The 16391-nt window shown below is 62.5% G+C and carries 16 protein-coding genes; 10 read left to right on the top strand and 6 right to left on the bottom strand.

Annotated features, from left to right (window positions below; genetic code table 11):
- The first annotated feature begins 24 nt into the window (after positions 1–24).
- From C4J87_RS12095 to C4J87_RS12085, 3 genes are read left to right on the top strand one after another with little or no spacing between them, the layout of a single operon-like run.
- On the top strand, positions 25–1092 hold the full coding sequence (locus C4J87_RS12095) for an HlyD family secretion protein (RefSeq protein ID WP_124366967.1): 1068 nt from the start codon (positions 25–27) through the stop codon (positions 1090–1092).
- The gene (locus C4J87_RS12090; RefSeq protein ID WP_124366966.1) at positions 1089–2606 is read left to right on the top strand and encodes a DHA2 family efflux MFS transporter permease subunit; all 1518 of its coding nucleotides are present in this window, start codon (positions 1089–1091) and stop codon (positions 2604–2606) included. Before C4J87_RS12095 ends, C4J87_RS12090 begins: the two co-directional genes overlap by 4 nt.
- A 22-nt stretch (positions 2607–2628) precedes the next feature.
- Positions 2629–3972 (top strand): TolC family outer membrane protein, encoded by a 1344-nt coding sequence (locus C4J87_RS12085; protein ID WP_124366965.1) that lies wholly within the window; start codon positions 2629–2631, stop codon positions 3970–3972.
- 33 nt (positions 3973–4005) lie between these two features.
- On the opposite strand, the gene C4J87_RS12080 is transcribed toward C4J87_RS12085, so the two are convergent.
- Together C4J87_RS12080 and C4J87_RS12075 are read right to left on the bottom strand one after the other, a co-directional pair.
- Positions 4006–4536, bottom strand: coding sequence for a DUF2867 domain-containing protein (locus C4J87_RS12080; protein ID WP_124366964.1), 531 nt, complete (start codon positions 4534–4536; stop codon positions 4006–4008).
- Positions 4537–4576: 40 nt separating this feature from the next.
- Complete coding sequence (locus C4J87_RS12075) at positions 4577–5197, bottom strand: DJ-1/PfpI family protein (RefSeq protein ID WP_124366963.1); 621 nt, start codon at positions 5195–5197, stop codon at positions 4577–4579.
- Positions 5198–5320: 123 nt separating this feature from the next.
- Here C4J87_RS12075 and C4J87_RS12070 point away from each other — a divergent pair, with 123 nt between their 5' ends.
- The gene (locus C4J87_RS12070) at positions 5321–5881 is read left to right on the top strand and encodes a TetR/AcrR family transcriptional regulator (protein WP_124366962.1); all 561 of its coding nucleotides are present in this window, start codon (positions 5321–5323) and stop codon (positions 5879–5881) included.
- Here the strand turns inward: C4J87_RS12070 and C4J87_RS12065 are convergent.
- From C4J87_RS12065 to C4J87_RS12055, 3 genes are all read right to left on the bottom strand, one after another.
- Positions 5837–7162, bottom strand: coding sequence for a type II toxin-antitoxin system HipA family toxin (locus C4J87_RS12065; RefSeq protein WP_124366961.1), 1326 nt, complete (start codon positions 7160–7162; stop codon positions 5837–5839). The genes C4J87_RS12070 and C4J87_RS12065 overlap by 45 nt on opposite strands.
- Entirely contained in the window at positions 7155–7472 is a 318-nt protein-coding gene (locus tag C4J87_RS12060; RefSeq protein ID WP_124366960.1) for a helix-turn-helix domain-containing protein, read from the bottom strand. The genes C4J87_RS12065 and C4J87_RS12060 overlap by 8 nt, the downstream gene beginning before the upstream one ends.
- A gap of 264 nt (positions 7473–7736) precedes the next feature.
- Complete coding sequence (locus C4J87_RS12055) at positions 7737–8255, bottom strand: SgcJ/EcaC family oxidoreductase (RefSeq protein ID WP_124366959.1); 519 nt, start codon at positions 8253–8255, stop codon at positions 7737–7739.
- A 166-nt stretch (positions 8256–8421) separates the two neighbouring features.
- On the opposite strand from C4J87_RS12055, the gene C4J87_RS12050 reads away from it, so the two are divergent.
- From C4J87_RS12050 to C4J87_RS12035, 4 genes are read left to right on the top strand one after another with little or no spacing between them, the layout of a single operon-like run.
- Entirely contained in the window at positions 8422–9600 is a 1179-nt protein-coding gene (locus C4J87_RS12050; protein WP_124366958.1) for a sensor histidine kinase, read from the top strand.
- Positions 9597–10250 carry a response regulator transcription factor gene (locus C4J87_RS12045; protein WP_124366957.1) on the top strand — a complete coding sequence of 218 codons (654 nt, stop codon included), beginning with the start codon at positions 9597–9599 and terminating at the stop codon, positions 10248–10250. Before C4J87_RS12050 ends, C4J87_RS12045 begins: the two co-directional genes overlap by 4 nt.
- A gap of 10 nt (positions 10251–10260) precedes the next feature.
- Positions 10261–12576, top strand: coding sequence for an ATP-binding protein (locus C4J87_RS12040; RefSeq protein WP_124366956.1), 2316 nt, complete (start codon positions 10261–10263; stop codon positions 12574–12576).
- A complete protein-coding gene (locus C4J87_RS12035; RefSeq protein ID WP_124362759.1) occupies positions 12573–13043 on the top strand; it encodes a response regulator in 471 nt (156 codons plus the stop codon). The genes C4J87_RS12040 and C4J87_RS12035 overlap by 4 nt, the downstream gene beginning before the upstream one ends.
- Here the strand turns inward: C4J87_RS12035 and C4J87_RS12030 are convergent.
- Positions 13040–13924, bottom strand: coding sequence for an NmrA/HSCARG family protein (locus C4J87_RS12030; protein WP_124366955.1), 885 nt, complete (start codon positions 13922–13924; stop codon positions 13040–13042). The genes C4J87_RS12035 and C4J87_RS12030 overlap by 4 nt on opposite strands.
- 140 nt (positions 13925–14064) lie before the next feature.
- Between C4J87_RS12030 and C4J87_RS12025 the strand changes: the two genes are divergently transcribed.
- Together C4J87_RS12025 and mexE are read left to right on the top strand one after the other, a co-directional pair.
- Entirely contained in the window at positions 14065–14940 is an 876-nt protein-coding gene (locus tag C4J87_RS12025; RefSeq protein ID WP_124366954.1) for a LysR family transcriptional regulator, read from the top strand.
- A gap of 209 nt (positions 14941–15149) precedes the next feature.
- Positions 15150–16391 carry a multidrug efflux RND transporter periplasmic adaptor subunit MexE gene (gene mexE, locus C4J87_RS12020; protein WP_124362756.1) on the top strand — a complete coding sequence of 414 codons (1242 nt, stop codon included), beginning with the start codon at positions 15150–15152 and terminating at the stop codon, positions 16389–16391.

The following is a 16391-nucleotide window of genomic DNA, read 5'->3' as shown; positions in this document are numbered from 1 at the left end:
ACGCGCAACTACAGGGAGTACCTCATGACCAAAGGCAAGCTGGTAAAACTGACGCTGTGCGGCGTCGTGGTGGGCGGGCTGCTGATGCTGGGCTGGCAGCGCTGGCAGTATTCCAGCACCTACGTGAGTACCGACAATGCAGAACTCGATGGGGTGATTATCCCGGTGCGGGCCAAGCTATCGGGCGTCGTGATCAGTGTGCCGGTGATGGACAACGTCACAGTACAAAGCGGTGACCTGTTGTTTCAAATCCGCGACAGTGAATATCACTACCAGCTGCAGCAGCGCGAAGCACAATGGCAAGCGTTGCTTGCCGCCGCCGGGCGCGCCGGAGCCCCGGGTGCGCTGGACAGCCAGGTCCTCGGTGCGGTTGCCCTGCGCGATGCCGCGCAGGCGGCCCTGGCGCAGTCGAGCGCCAACCTTGAGCAAGCGCGTAACGACTACCAACGTGCCCGTCGCCTGGGTGCTCAAGGCGCGCTGAGCATTCAGGACCAGGAAGTGGCCAAGGCGCGTTTCGACGCCCTTCGTCATGCTCAGGAAGTGGCGCGCAGTAATACCCAGGCCGCCGCTCAAAGCACCTTGGCCAACAAGGCTGAACTCAAGGTGCAGGACTACCGGATCGCCGCCGCGCAAGCCGAAGTGGAACAAGCCAGGATCAAGCTGAACGACGCCCGCCAGACCGCGCCGGTGCGCAGCATTGTTTCGAAAAAAGAGGTGGAGCCCGGCCAGTTCGTGGTTGCCGGCCAAAAGCTCATGAGCCTGATTGCAACCGACCCGCTGTGGATCACCGCCAACTTCAAGGAGACCCAGGTGGGCCGCGTACGCGTCGGCCAGAATGCCCGCGTCACCGTGGACGCATTCCCCGGGCACACCTTCGACGGCGTCGTCGAAAGCCTGGCACCGGCCACCGGGGCGAAGTTCTCCTTGCTGCCCCAGGAAAACGCCACGGGCAACTTCACCAAGGTGGTTCAGCGTGTGCAGGTACGCATCGCGCTTACCGGTGTGCCGGATAACTACAAGGCGCTGTTGAGCCCGGGCATGAGTGCCTTTGTTGAAGTCGCCACGCACCACAACGGCAGCCAGACCCTATGAGGTCGCCCTACCTGATTGCGTTCACCGTCACGCTGGTGTCGATGATGGAGTTGCTGGATGTCACCATCGTCAACGTGGCGATTCCCAGCCTGATGGGCACTTACGGTGCCTCGGTCGATGAAATCTCGTGGGTCTCCACCGGTTACGTCGTGGCCAACGTGGTCATTCTGCCGGTCAGTGGCTGGCTGTCGGCGTGGTTTGGGCGGCGTACCTATTACTTGGTATCGACCGCAGTGTTCGTGCTGGCATCCCTGGGCTGCGCACTGTCGGCCGAACTGTGGCAACTGGTCGCGTTCCGGGTATTGCAAGGCTTGGCAGGCGGCGGGTTGCTGGGGATTTCCCAGGCGATCATCTACGACGTGTTCCCCAAGGAAAAGGTCAACAGCGGCATGGCGTTGTACGGCGTGGGCGTGATGATGGGGCCGACTCTGGGCCCGACCGTCGGCGGCTACCTGATCGACACGTTGTCGTGGCATTGGATCTTCCTGATCAACCTGCCGATCGGCGCCGTGGCCCTGCTGCTGTGCTGGATGTGTATCAATGACTCGCCCAACGAGCAAAAACCCACCAGCGTCGACTACAGCGGCTTCTGCTTGCTGGCCGTGGGGGTCGGTAGCCTGCAGATCCTGCTCGAGCGAGGCGAACACTGGGACTGGATGGCGTCCAACTGGACCGTCGCCTGCCTGTTGCTCAGCAGCTTCAGCCTGGTGGGCTTCTTCTGGTGGGAACGGCGGGTGACCAACCCGATCGTCAATGTCGCGCTGTTTCAGAACCGAGAATTCCTGATGGGCTGCATCTGTGCCTTTTGCGTGGGTTTCGGGCTGTACAGCACCCTGTTCATGGTGCCGCTGTTCCTGCAGACCTTATTGGCACAGAGCGCCTACCAGAGCGGGCTGGTGATTTTTCCAGGAGCGGTGGCCAGCGCCATCAGCACCCTGGTGATCGGCAAGCTGTCCCAGGAAAACAGGATCGACGAGCGCGTGTTCGTGACCTTGGGCATCGTGATGTACTGCTATGCCATGTTCCTGCACACCCAGTTCACCCTCGACAGTAACCCGGACACGCTTTACTGGCCCTTGGTGATCCGTGGCCTGGGCCTGGGCATGATCTTCGTACCGCTGACCAACCTGGCGATGCGCCGCCTGCCGCTGACATTGATCTCCGGCGCCTCGGGGGTCCTGAACCTGATGCGCCAGCTGGGCGGCAGTGTCGGCATCGCCATCGCCGCCACGCTGCTCACGCGATTCTCGTGGGAGCGCTATCGCCTGCTCTCCGAACACGTCACCGAATCCAGTCTCGTCGCGAGCGGCTGGGGAGGCGTGGAGACCGACCCGTTGTTTCTCTCCCTGGGCCTGGCCAGCCACCAGCAAGCCATAGCCCTGATGCCTTACCTGCAAGCGCGCGAGCAGGGGCAAATGCTGGCGTTCAGCATGTTGTTCGGCACCTTGGGCGCCGTGATGGCCATCGGTATTCCAATGGTGCTGATGATGCGTAGAAGCACCGTCAGTCGATAAATTTTTCAGTGGAGCACATCCCTTGCGTATTCCAGGCCTGCGTCTCGAAACCACCACACTGCTCACGCCCCTGTGCTTGCTGGCCCTGGCCTGCGCGCCCGCACAGGTGTCGGCAGATGACCTGTATCACCTCTACCAAAAGGCGCTGACCCATGACATGCAGTTCGCCGCTGCACAGGCCCAGCAACTGGCCACGGCGGAAAAGGAACCGCAAAGCCGCGCCGACCTGCTGCCGGACTTGTCTGTCACCGGCGGCGCGGCCTGGGTCGATGCCGAGGATTCATCCGACTACCACCGCAATCGCAATAACACCAACGCCTACGCTGTGGTCCTCACACAACCACTGCTGCGCTGGCAGAACGTGATCGCCCACGATCAGAGCAAGCTATTGATCAGCGCCAGTGAAGTCCACACCGAACAGGCGCGCCAGGACCTGATGCTGCGCGTTGCTCGCGCTTATTTCGATGTACTGCTCAACCAGGAACTGTTGAATACACGCACGCAACAACTGCAAACGCTGCGCGAGCGTCTGGATCGCAGCCGACGACTGCTGGCCGATGGCGCCACCACCGCCAACACGCTCGCACAGGTGCAGGCCAAGTACGACCAGGCATTTGCCGAACAGATTGGCGCGCGTGGAGCATTGGACATTGCCAACGAAACGCTCACCCAATTGACTGCCACACAGGCGCGCCCTTGGTCAAGCAAAGAGCCACAGTTCAGTGCCCCGATGCCCGCCGCCATTGGTGATTGGGCCAGCACCGCGCAACAAGGCAACCTGGCCGTGCAATCGGCACAGATTGCCCAGCGCCTGGCTGAAATGGACATCGACAAGGAACGGGCCGGCCACTTGCCGACCCTTGACCTGATCGCCGCCCATGGCCGCTTCGCTTCGGTCGGCGGTGATGTGTACGACGTCACGTTGCCGCAGAATCGCTATAACCAGACCGTGGTAGGGGTCAAGTTGAGCGTTCCACTTTACAGCGGCGGCCGTACCAGCAGCCGCGTGCGCGAGGCTCACGCACTGCAAAGCAAGGCCGCGGATGAAGTGGAAGAGGCGCGCCGCAACGCCGGGCTGATGGCACGTCAGGCCTACCTGCAAGTCACTAACGGCATAAGCCAATACCAGGCACTCAAGCAGGTGCTGAACTCCAGCCAGATCAACCTCGCCACCGTGACCCACGGCTTCGAAGCCGGTTCGCGCATCAACACCGATGTGCTGGATGCCCAACAGGTGGTCACCGATACCCAGCAACGTCTGGTCCAACAGCGCTATGCCATTCTGATGGCCCAGTTGCACCTGTTGGCCTCCACCGGCAACCTGAGCGACGTGCGCCTGCATGATGTCAGCCGTTCGCTGAACTGAAGTGCTGATGAATGGAGCGCTGCGCCCTGCGCTTCAGGGGCAGCCAGCCAGCGGCCAACCGACGCGCGCCGCCCGGACGAGACTGGCCTTGACAACCCAGCGGTGAAACGGCGCGATAACAAAGATGTAGGCCCGGCCCAGGCGGTTGTGGCAGTGCACCACGGTTGAAAAAACCAGTTGGCGACTGCCGTCTGGCTCGGCCTCATCCGCGCACAGGACCGATATGCGAAAGTCCAGGTGCTTGTCGTCTTCGCCCAACACGATTTCGCTGCGGTGGGTGCTGTAGACCTTGAAGACGCCCACCCGACCAGCCAGTGATGCCAGGTACCTGGCGGTCTTGAGACCAAAACAGGCAACGATCGTGTCGCGCACCGTCATGAGCCAGCCGACCCACGCTGGCTGGTGGGAAAGGATGAATCGCGCCAGCACATCCGCGTCACCGGACGTACCCGCCGGGAGCCGAATCGCAAAAGCGTCCGCCAGGTGCATTGATTGATAAAGGTGGGTGATGCCGGACCTTGAGGGGACAGGCACGGCCGTAACGAGCGCGAATTCTCGGGGCATCGGGGGATCTCTTCTGAGTGCTAAGGGGCATGAGCATGGATCAAAGGGATGTCGTTAAGGTGCCCACTTCCCCTTGCCGAATACTGAGCCCGATCAAGGCATCATAGAGCGCTTGCTGGCCGGTTGGCAGTACCGGGAGCAAAGTCGCACGGCGCTTGTCGACATCGAACCAGGACTCCACCAGCCATCCCACCAGATAGAGCGCCGAAAGGCATCCGCCAGCGGTTGCAACGTTTCCCTGGAAGACAAGAGGCCGGTCCATGCACTCAACTCCAAGAGCCTGCAGCTGTGATCGTGCATCCGGGTGCGTCGTGGCCTGGCCGCTGAGCAGCCCAAGCCGTTCGAGAATGAAAGCGCCGGCACAGATGGCGCCGATGCGCTGGCGTTTGGGGTCAAGTTCAAACACCGGCAGGAAATCCGGGGCGGCAAGTGCAGCGGGTATGCCTTCCTTACCGCTGACGAACAATACCGCGTCGGCACTGTTGGCCTCGCGAAGCGGACCGTGCACCGAAACAGGCAGGCCGTGCGCCGATCGCACCGTTGGACTGGCACCCACTATTCGCACGTGCCAGTCCTGCGTATTGCGGCCTAGAATGTCCCACATCAGGAACAGGTCGATATCGGTGAAGTGGTCGAAAGCAACCAGAACGATTTTCTTCAAGGCGAACTCCATGAACAGGCAGGCCTGCAAAACGCAGCGGCCATCTATGCGGGTGTTCGTAGCCTATCCATCGTTTGCGCACCATACACAGCCTGTATGGCGCTAAATAGGGAGTGATAACGGGTGAGCACACTAACGCGGCACCATTGGATAGCGGCGGGTTTTGAGGCGCTCGACCAAGCGGGGCATTCTGGCGTGTCGGCCGAGAGTCTGTCGCGCCGCTTGAATGTGACCCGTGGATCCTTCTATCACCATTTCCGCAATCGTGAAGACTTTGTCCGCACCTTGCTGGCCGCCTGGGAGGAAGACTACACGGAGCGCATGCTCGCTTATGCCGCGCAAGGTCATAGCGCCGGCGAAACCTTGAAACGTTACTTGAGTATTGCCGCTGAGAAACAACCCGGGCGGGAAATTTCCATCCGCGCCTGGTCGCTGCACGATCCGTTGGTGGGCGAGTTCCAGCAGCGTGTGGACGCAAGACGCCTGGACTTCGCCATACGCACCTGCCGCAGCGTGGTGAACAGGCCCGGCGAAGCCGAAGTGATGGGTCAGATGGCCCATCTGTGCCTGATTGGCGGCCAACAGGCGGGGTTACGGCGTGATGCCGCGCGCTTCAACCGTTTCCTGCACCGAGCCGTTTCACTTTTTGAAGGGGCTCTTTCGCCGTGGCGGCTTCGATCCTGAGCTGAGGGTTCCCTTTTGATCGAGTTGTAACAGAGCCACGTTCTGATCGATGCGACCTTGGATCATGCGCAAGGTGTCTCGGTTAATCGCCTGTGGGTACAGCTCTTCGGCGATGCTTGCAAACCGGCTTGCTACCTCACAAATGCCGTCAATCACTCGGCCTGCAACCTCCGGGGGCAGCTCGGCTTCCTCGGCAAGCCTGAGCATGTGTGCGCGAGAAATCGACACGGCTTCTCCCATCACGTCCATCTGGTGGTAACCGCCTGGCCCCTCGCAGAAGGTCACGTCATAAGCCGGGGACAGTCTCCATTGACCGCCTTTGGACATGACATAGGCAAAATTCTTGGGATGATCGTCTCTGTTGTTGAACGCAACATTGAAGACGGCACGCTCGAAGGCCACCGCCATTTCTCGCACATCATTGGTACACATCTGCGTTGCCCGCAAGAAGTTGACATAGTCCAACACCCCAGGAGACCGGTAATTGGCCCCCGTAAAGGCTGCAAGGCTTTGCATGGGGATGCGCACGCCGTCCCGGCGGTCAAATCGCTTGCTGGCAAACGCTGCCAACCCACCGGGCAGACTGAAGTACTGCGTGTCAGCGGTCTCGATACCGCACAGGCGCAGGCATTGGGCATACACCATTTCGATGGCGCACACCTCGGCCTGTTCTTCTTTGGCCGGGAACTTGATCAACCATGCTTCAAAACCCGGCGTGACGGCGGTGGTGAACCTTCCCGTTTCCGGATCGCGATAGACGAGGGCCTTGGGCCTGGCGCCTTGAGGCGAGCCGCCCACCAGCAGCAACGTCTGCAGGAACTCGCCCCCATCGCCATGGAGCACTTGGTGCACTTCGGTGGCAAGCTGCTCCAGCGAAATGTGGGCAGTGGATTCCAGCCCTTCGGGTACCACGGGCTCGAATGTCATGGCGCCCATCGCGCTGCTGCCGACGTAGGCCAGCCGTTCCAGTGGGCCGATGCGCGCGGTGGTGAGCCCGCGGCGCCGGAACAGTCGGTCCATCAACAACATGCCCCACCCATCCGGCAACGCGTCGTAAACAGGCCCTGGCAAGTACAGTTGATGGTCTGGAAAGTCGCGGCGCAGTTGAGCCCCCTCCAACGGCAGCGTATAGGAGGACAGTTCCAAGCCCCTTTGCCTGGCTTGATGGCTGTACTCGAACAGGATCAATGGGCGACCGGTCAAGGCGGTCGTGGACACCAGCGTGCCCCATTGCCACCGCTCGCCCCAGCCCTCGTAGAAGACGTTCACCTGCTCAAGCATTGCCGGGCTTCCTCTTGGTACGCAGACGATTGGCGCTGTTTTCGTAGCGTCGAATATCCTCGATGCTGTCCAGCTTAGGCAGGAACAGGCCTTCGAGTTCCTTGGTCCGGCCAAGGGCCATCGCCACCCGGACCAGGTTCTCGAACCCGACATTGCGCCCGGCTTCAAGGTTGGAAACGGTGTTGGTGCCGATGCCGGCACGTCCGGCCAGGTCGGCTTGTGTCATGTCCAGCGCCAGGCGCTCTGTGCGCAAGCGATCGCAGAGGCGCTTGACGACCTCGCTCGGCTTGCTGAAGCTTAAATCCAACATAGTGTGTACCCAGCCCATGCTCTGCCAGTTAACCCTCGTAACTATAGAATTAACCACAGTGACTAACAAGCTTGTTAAATCCAGTATTTTGGGTGTTAACGCCTGAACCTATACGATTACCCACGATTTATTGGATTTATAGAGCACAGAATGGGCGCAAGAAAACGCCATTCGTGCATTACAGCCGCGTAACGTCAGCCCTTCAACGGCGCTGGACGCAAAAAGCCCACACCTGCACAGGCATGGGCATTTTTGTTCGAGCGGTTACTTCCCGGCGTGTTTAACCTGCACTTCCGGCATCGCCGAAGAGTGATGGTTGAGAATTTTCCACTGCCCGCCCACCTGCTCATAGACAAAGGTATAGCGTGCCTGCACCTGGCGCACCTTGCCGTCCGATTCGGTCAGGGTGAAGGTGTATACACCGCTGTCCATGGCGACGTTGCTGCCCAGTTGACGGATCTCGCGGTAGTTGATCTGGCCCACCGGCTTGAGCATCAGGAAGTGGTCGAAGTAGTCGCTGATCTGCTCCGGCGTGGTGCGCACCTGGTTCGACACGGTCGGCTGCAACACGGCGCCCGGTGCGTAGAGGTCCACTACCGATTTAACGTTGCCGGTCTGCAAGGCGCTGTTCCAGCGGTCGAACAGCCCGGCAATCTCGCGGTCTTTCACATTGGCCGGCGCCTGTGCCACCTCACGGTAGACATAGGGGGCTGTCTCGGCAGCGTGAACAATCGGTGCGCTCAGGGCAAACATCAGGGCAAGCGGCGCGATCTTGAATTTCATGGTGTTACTCCAGTGGTCGTCGTTGAGCCCACTTTGCCCTCCTCCCCCGCGTCCGCCATCGGCCAACCGGAGGTGTTTATCTATGCCATTTGGCAGATAGCGCCCAAGGTGTTCAACGATGTTTAATACATCCCCCTCGCGCCCGCCGTCCACTGGAGCATTATCCGTGCATGACAACCCCCATGACCCCGGCAGCGCCTTGGCCATGCGCGCGCATTTCCGCCAGTCGGAAAGTCGTACGGCGCGCCTGCGCCTGTTGGTGGATACCGGGCAGCAACTGCGCGAACTGGCCCCCGACGCCATGCGCGAATGCGTACTCGCGCGGGCCTGTGGGTTTCTGGCGATGGACCACGGGCTGCTGCAGGAGTGGGACGCCGACGGCATCGCGCGCACCAGCGCCCGCCATGGCAACCCGGCGCGATTGAGCAGCCTCGCCGGCCTCGCCGACCGCAGCCTGCGCACGCCGTGTTGGCAGGAACGGCCATCAGAGGACTTGCCCAGTGTCTTGCAAGTGCCGTTGCGCGCCGGCGACGGCCCTGCCATTGGCGTACTGGTGCTGGGCAATAGCGTCAGCCTGCGCACGCCGGAGCATGAGGACAGCGAATCGCTGCAACTGCTCGCCACCTTGCTGGCTGCCCACCTTGAAAACGATCGCCTGCTGAGCACCCTCAAGACGCGCGACAAAACCCTGTCCGACCTGGTCAACCGCTTGCTCCGCGCCCAGGAGGATGAACGCAAGCGTGTGGCCTACGACCTGCACGATGGCCTGGCGCAAACCCTCGCGGGTCTGCACCAACGGCTGCAAGGCTTCGCCGGGCGTTGCCCGCCGCTGCCGGATGCATTGGCCGCCGACCTGCAGGCGATACTGACCCTGGCCCAACACTCTGTCGGCGAGGGCCGGCAACTGATCGCGGGCCTGCGTCCGACGGTGCTGGATGATTTCGGTCTGTTCAAAGCGCTGGACAAAGAAGCCGACCGCCTGCGCGACGCCGGCATCAACGTGCTCTGGCAGGCGCACTGTGACACGCGCTTACCCAGCCAGGTGGAGATCGCCCTGTTCCGGATCGGCCAGGAAGCCATCAACAATGTGCTCAAGCATGCGCGCGCAAGCCAAGTGCAATTGACCCTGGCGCTGCGTGACGGTCACGCGTCGCTGCGGGTTGATGACAATGGCAAGGGCTTCACGTCGGAGCCGTCACTCGATGACGCCCAGCACCTGGGCCTCGCCACCATGCAGGAGCGCGCCAGCCTGCTGGGCGGCAGCTTTACCTGCGCCAGCGCCGTCGACGGCGGTACCCAACTGCACGCTCGCGTGCCAGCCCACTTGCCTGGAGTCCCTCAATGACCCACGTCTTGCGCCTGGTGCTGGCGGACGATCATGAAGTCACGCGCACCGGCTTCGTCTCCCTGCTGGCCGGCCACCCGCAGTTCGAGGTGGTTGGTCAAGCCAGCGATGGCCTGCAAGCGGTGGAACTGTGCGAGCGACTGCTGCCGGACATCGTCATCCTCGACATCCGCATGCCCGGCCTCAACGGTTTGGGCGCCGCCCGCTTGCTGCAACAACGCCTGCCGGAAGTGAAGGTGATGATGTTCACCATGGACGACAGCCCCGAGTACCTCGAGGCGGCCATGCAAGCCGGTGCAGTGGGCTACCTGCTCAAAGATGCCAGCCGCACCGAGGTGATCCAGGCGTTGCAACAGGTGGCCGCCGGCGGCGAAGCGCTTAACACGGCGGTCAGCGCCCGGCTGTTGCGCCGTATGACCGAACGCCAGGCCAGCGGCGCCGCTCCCGGCGAGCCACTGACCCCACGGGAACGCCAGGTGCTCGGCCTGGTCGCCAACGGCATGAGCAACCGGGCCATCGGCGAACAGTTGGGCATCACCACCGGCACGGCCAAGGCCCATGTCGAGCGGGTGATCGGCAAACTCGGCGCGGCCGACCGCACCCAGGCCGCCGTGCGGGGCATCGCCCTGGGCCTGGTGACGCCACCATGAAGCGCCGCCGATGAAAAAATATTGGGCCGACCTGCCGCTGCGCGGCAAGGCGCTGGTGGTCATTTCGCTGCCCCTGGTGGTGCTGTTGCTGTCCCTGGTGCTGATCTACACCACGGAGCGCCAGACCGCCCGCGCCGAAGAAGATGTGCGCCGCGTGTTGCGCGTGCAAGGCGATATCCAGGCCGTGCATACCCTGCTCGCCGAAGCCGCCGCCAGTGTGCGCGGTTACCTGCTCACACACCGCGAAGACTTCCTGCCAACCTACCTGAACGCCAAGCCGCAGATCGAGTCAGCCCTGCGCCGGCTTGACCGCAATGTGCGCGATCAGCGCGTGCGCGAGCAGCTCAGCGCGATCAAACCGCTGATCGAGGCCAAGGTCGACGGGCTGGAGCAGATGCTCAAGGACAGCAAGGCCACACCGCAAGCCATCAGTGCCATCCTGATCAGCAATAAGCAGATCCTCGATGCCCTGCGCCAACACATCAGCACCATGCTCACCCTTGAAGACTCGCTGCTGGCCGAGCGCAGCGCTGCGGCGTCCGACACCCGGCAAAGGCTGTTGCTGTCCACCTGGCTGGCGGCGATCTGCGGGCTGTTCGGGGCGATTGTCGCGGTGTTGTTTCTGTCCAAGGGCATCGTGGCCCGGGTGCAGAATGTGCAGCGCAACGCCCAGCGCCTGGCCCAGGGCTCGCCGCTGCTGCCCCAGCCCCCGGAAAATGACGAAATCGGCCAGTTGGGCACCCGCCTGGTGGAGGCCGGGTTATTGCTGGCCGAACGCGAACGGGCATTGCGCGACAACGAAGAGCGCCTGCGGCTGATCATCGATGGGGTCAAGGACTACGGGATCTTCGCCCTCGACACAGCAGGCCATGTCACCAGTTGGAACAACGGCGCGCAGCGGATCAAGGGCTATACCGAACAGGAGATCATCGGTCAGCATTTTTCACTGTTCTACCTGCCCGAGGAATGCCCGCAGCACCCCGACCTGGCATTGCGCGAAGCCACCCGCAACGGCGACTACACCGAAGAAGGCTGGCGCTGCCGCAAGGACGGCACGCGGTTCTGGGCCAGCGTGGTGATCACCGCGCAACACGACGCCACCGGGGCGCTGCGCGGGTTCTCCAAGATTACCCGCGACATTACCGACCGCCGAGCGGCGGAGATCGCCCTGCGCACCGCCCGCGAGGAAGCCGAACGCGCCAGCCGTGCCAAAAGTGAATTCCTCTCGCGCATGAGCCATGAACTGCGCACACCGCTCAACTCGATCCTGGGCTTCGCACAGTTGTTGGACATGGACGTGCCCAAGGCGCAACAGGCCAATGTCGGGCACATTCTGCGCGCCGGCCAGCACCTGCTCACGCTGATCAACGAAGTGTTGGACATCGCCAAGATCGAGGCCGGCAGCCTGGCGTTGAGCATCGCGCCGATCCCCCTGGCGAGTGCCCTGCAGGAGGCGTTGACCCTGGTGTCGCCCATGGCCGCCGACGCGGGCGTGCAGCTCCAGCCGCTGCCGGCGCTGGCGGCGGATACCGGCATCGTCGCCGACCGCCAACGCCTGACCCAGGTGCTGCTGAACCTGCTGTCCAATGCGATCAAATATAACCGCCGCGATGGCCAGGTGAGCCTTGAGATCGGCATCCAGGGGCAGCGGATCAGCGTGTCGGTGTGCGACACCGGCAACGGCATCGCCGCCGATCACATCGGGCAACTGTTCAAGCCGTTCGAACGCCTGGGGGCCGACCCGAATGTGGAAGGCAGCGGCCTGGGCCTGGCCCTGAGTAAAAGCCTGCTGGAAAACATGGACGGCCAACTCAAGGTGCAGAGCCAGCCCGGCATCGGCTCGCGCTTCACCCTGGACCTGCCCTTCGTGCGCATAGCCCACGCCCACAGTGGCGCCGCACCCGGCATCGAGCCCGAATTGAAGCGCCCTGCCCCCGTCGTCAGCACGTTCCAGGGCAAGGTGTTATGCATCGAAGACAATCTCTCCAGCCTGGCGCTGATCGAAACCCTGCTGCAACGCCGGCCCGGCATACGCCTGCTGTCGAGCATGCAAGGCCAGCTGGGGCTGGACCTCGCCGCGCAGCATGCGCCACAGCTGATCCTGGTGGATGTGGCGCTGCCCGACATCGACGGCTTGAAGGTGCTGCAACGCTTGCGCCAGTCACCGATCAGCCACGACACACCGGTGCTGATGATCACCGCCGACGCCAGCGACCTGACCCGCCAGGCATTGCTGCAGGCAGGCGCCACCGCCGTATTGAACAAACCGATCAACGTGCCTGGGTTTCTCGCCCACCTCGACCAAGCTTTTCCGGAGCCTGCGTGAACCTCGACCTGCGTATCCTGATCATCGACGACCAACGCCCGAACCTCGACCTGGTGGAGCAACTGCTGGCGCGCGAGGGCCTCACCAACGTGCTGAGCAGCACCCAGCCGCTGCGCACCCTGGAGTTGTTCAACAGCTTCGAGCCGGACCTGGTGATCCTCGACCTGCACATGCCGGAGTTCGACGGCTTTGCCGTGCTGGAACAGCTCAACCGGCGCATCCCTCAAGGCGAATACCTGCCGATCCTGGTGCTCACCGCCGACGCAACCCGCGACACACGCCTGCGCGCCCTCGCCCTGGGCGCCCGGGATTTCATCAGCAAACCCCTGGACGCGCTGGAAACCATGCTGCGGGTGTGGAACCTGCTGGAAACGCGGGTGCTGTACAAGACCCTGCGTACGCTGGTGCCTGCGGACCAGATTGAATTGCTGCAGCGTTGCGGTTCGACGGCTATACGGCGCTGCTAGTGCGGTTGGCTGACGAAGCCGGCCGTCGCTTCACGCACAAAGTCTTCATAGGTACGCAACGGATGCCCGATGATCGCCTCCAACCGCTCCACGGTACCTTCGGCGGCGTGCATGCCGAACGTCTGGATAGCGGCCATCATCAGGCGCATGTCGTACGCCAACCAACCGGGGCCGTAGGCAGCCAGTTGCCCTTCGAAGGCCACCACGTCGTCACCGCCGTAGGCGATCTCGCGGCCCAGGGCTGCACTCCAGATCTTTGCCACGGAGGCTCCCGTCAGTGCGTTTGGCCCGACCAACTCCAGGGTTACGCGCGCAAGCGCGGAAGGTGCTTTATCGCGGCGCAGCAGTTCTGCCACGGCCACATCGGCGATGTCGCGCGTATCGATCATTGAAACCCCGGCCGAGCCAATGGGCATCGGGTATACCGAGTAGTCCTGGATCGTCTGCCGGACCATCAGGTCGTTTTGCATAAAGTAAGCAGGACGCAGGATCGTCGCGGGCATATCGAGGCTTTCGAGCATGCGCTCAACCGTGTGCTTGCCGGTGAAATGCGGCACATGGGTGAAGGTGTCGGCATGAATCACCGACAGGTAAACGATGCGCTCGATACCCGCCTCACGCGCGAGGTTCAGCGTGATGAGGGCTTGGGTGACCTCGTCGGGCGTTACGGCATTGAGCAGGAACAGCGTGCGTACCGACGACAGCGCAGCGCGCAGGGAGACGACATCGGTGAGGTCTGCGACAACCTCGGTGACGCCTGCCGGGAAATCGCGCTTGCCCGCCTGGCGAACCAGGGCCTTGACCTCGGCGCCCGCCTCGGCAAGGCCTTGGGTGACGAGTGAACCAATCGTGCCGGTGGCGCCAATAACCAGAATGCTCATGGTGAAACTCCTGCAGTGGGTTTAGGTGAGTCAGTGAGTGAAATCCGCAACGCTCGCTGCGATGTGTTCAACGATATGCTGTTGCGCAAGCGGAGCACAGACTCCAAAATCTAGACACTTCGTTTCAAAAATGGAACACCATGAACCTGAACGCGCTGATCGATTTTGCCCTCGTCGCCACTAATGAAGGGCTCGGAAAGGCCAGCCGTGCGAGCGGTATAGCCAAGGCGACCTTGTCGCGCCGCATCGCTGACCTGGAAGAGCAACTGGGCGTCAGGCTGATCGAGCGCAGCGCACGCGGCCTTAAACTCACTGAAGCCGGGGAAGTGCTGATGACGCGCACGGAAGGTCCGCTGGGCGAGGTGATCGAAGCCTTGACGGCGGCCCGTGAGGGCATCTCGACACCGCGCGGACGCTTGCGCGTGGCTGCCCCGGTTTTGTTCTCGCAGCTTGCGATGGGGCGCATTGGCGCCGAGTTCTGCGCCGCCTACCCTGAAGTGGAGATCGAAGTCGTCGCCGAGGATCGCCTGGTTGACCTTGTAGAGGAACGCTTTGACGTTGCCATCCGCATCAACCCCAGCCCGGACAGCAGCCTGGTTGGCCGCTGCTTCGCCAAAGACCGACTGATCGTGGTGGCGGCGCCGGCGGTGCTCAAGCCGCTGCCCGGCGCGCTCCGGCCCGTTGCCGCTATCGTGACGTCGAGTTTCGAGCCCACCCACTGGCATCTCGATGGCGGGGAACTGGTGCTGGAGCCCGACCCGAAGCTACGGTTCTCTTCATTACTGATGGTGCGGGATGCGGCTGTGGCCGGTGCGGGCGCCGCCCTGATTCCACAGTCCATTGCCGGAAGCCAGCTTGCCCGTGGCGAGTTGGTCCAGTGGGGTACGGTGCACGGAATGGAACCCGCGCTGTGGGTGCTGCATACATCCAGGCGCCTCGCTGCCCCAAAGGTTCGCGCATTTGTTGAGTTCATCTGCGCCCACTATCCGGGCATGTCGTTGGTGTTGAAGGGATAACGGCGCTCTCGCGTGAGTCTCTTGCAGCCTGCGCAATAGACTATCGCCATCAAGGGCATTGATAGCACCCTAACGAAACCCCCATGCTAGTGGGCTGTCCGCGCGCTTATATCATTCCGAATGATAGTTACCTTTGCTTCATTCGATTCGTGACATACCGTCTCCCCGCGCATGATCCGCCCATCTCAATACATTGGCGGATGCACCTCATGGAACAGTCACTCAAACATTTGCGCTTCCCCCTGGCGATCCTGGCCGTGGTGGTGATGAGCGCGTGCGGCAAGACCCCGGACCAAGCGGCCGCCATGCCAGCGGCGAAAGTCAGCGTGGCCAAGGTGCTCGAGCAGCCGGTCAACGAGTGGGATGAATTCACCGGGCGCCTGGAAGCACCGGAAACCGTACAGATTCGTCCACGCGTGTCGGGCCAGATTGACCAAGTCGCTTTCACCGAAGGCGCTTTGGTCAAGAAAGGCGACCTGCTGTTCCAGATCGATCCACGTCCGTTCCAGGCCGAGGTACGCCGCCTCGAAGCCCAGTTGGCGCAAACGAAAGCCGCCGCTACCCGCAGCGATAACGAAGCGCAACGCGGCGACCGTCTGCGCCAGAGCAATGCGATCTCCGCCGAACTGGCCGACTCGCGCACCACCGCCGCCCAGGAAGCCCGCGCCGCTGTTGCCGGGATCCAGGCGCAGTTGGACCTGGCCAAGTTGAACCTGAGCTTCACCCGCGTCACGTCGCCGATCAGCGGCCGCGTGAGCCGCGCCGAGATCACCGCCGGCAACCTGGTGACCGCCGACACCACCGCGCTGACCAGCGTGGTTTCCACCGACAAGGTCTACGCCTACTTCGACGCCGATGAACGTGTGTTCCTCAAGTACACCGAGCTGGCCCGCCAGGGCCGTCGCGGCGCGACCACCCCGGTGTACCTGGGCCTGTCGAATGAAACCGGCAACCCGCACCTGGGCCAGATGAACTTCGTCGACAACCAGGTCAACCCGGCCACCGGTACCATCCGTGGGCGCGCCGTGTTCGATAACAGCAAGGGCGAATACACCCCTGGCCTGTATGCGCGCTTGAAGCTGGTGGGCAGCGGCACCTATTCCGCCGTGCTGATCAACGACGAAGCGGTGGGCACCGACCTGGGCAAGAAGTTCGTGCTGGTGATGGAAGGCGACAAGCCCGCCTATCGTGCGGTGGAACTGGGGCCGAAGATCGAAGGCCTGCGCATCGTGCGCAGCGGCTTGAACAAGGACGACACCATTATCGTCAAGGGCCTGCAGCGTGCACGCCCAGGTTCGCCGGTCGCACCGGAAACCATTCCGATGGCCAGCCAGGAAACCCTCGCCGCCTTGGCCCAACAACGACAAGCGCTTGAAGCCAGCAACCTGGAGCAAGTGGCGCCGGAAAAACCCGCGCCCAAGCTCGCCAGCAGCGCGACTCCACGCGGTTAA

Source organism: Pseudomonas sp. R1-43-08, from assembly GCF_003852255.1.
Taxonomy (GTDB): Bacteria; Pseudomonadota; Gammaproteobacteria; order Pseudomonadales; family Pseudomonadaceae; genus Aquipseudomonas.
This window is presented reverse-complemented; position numbering and strand designations above follow the sequence as displayed.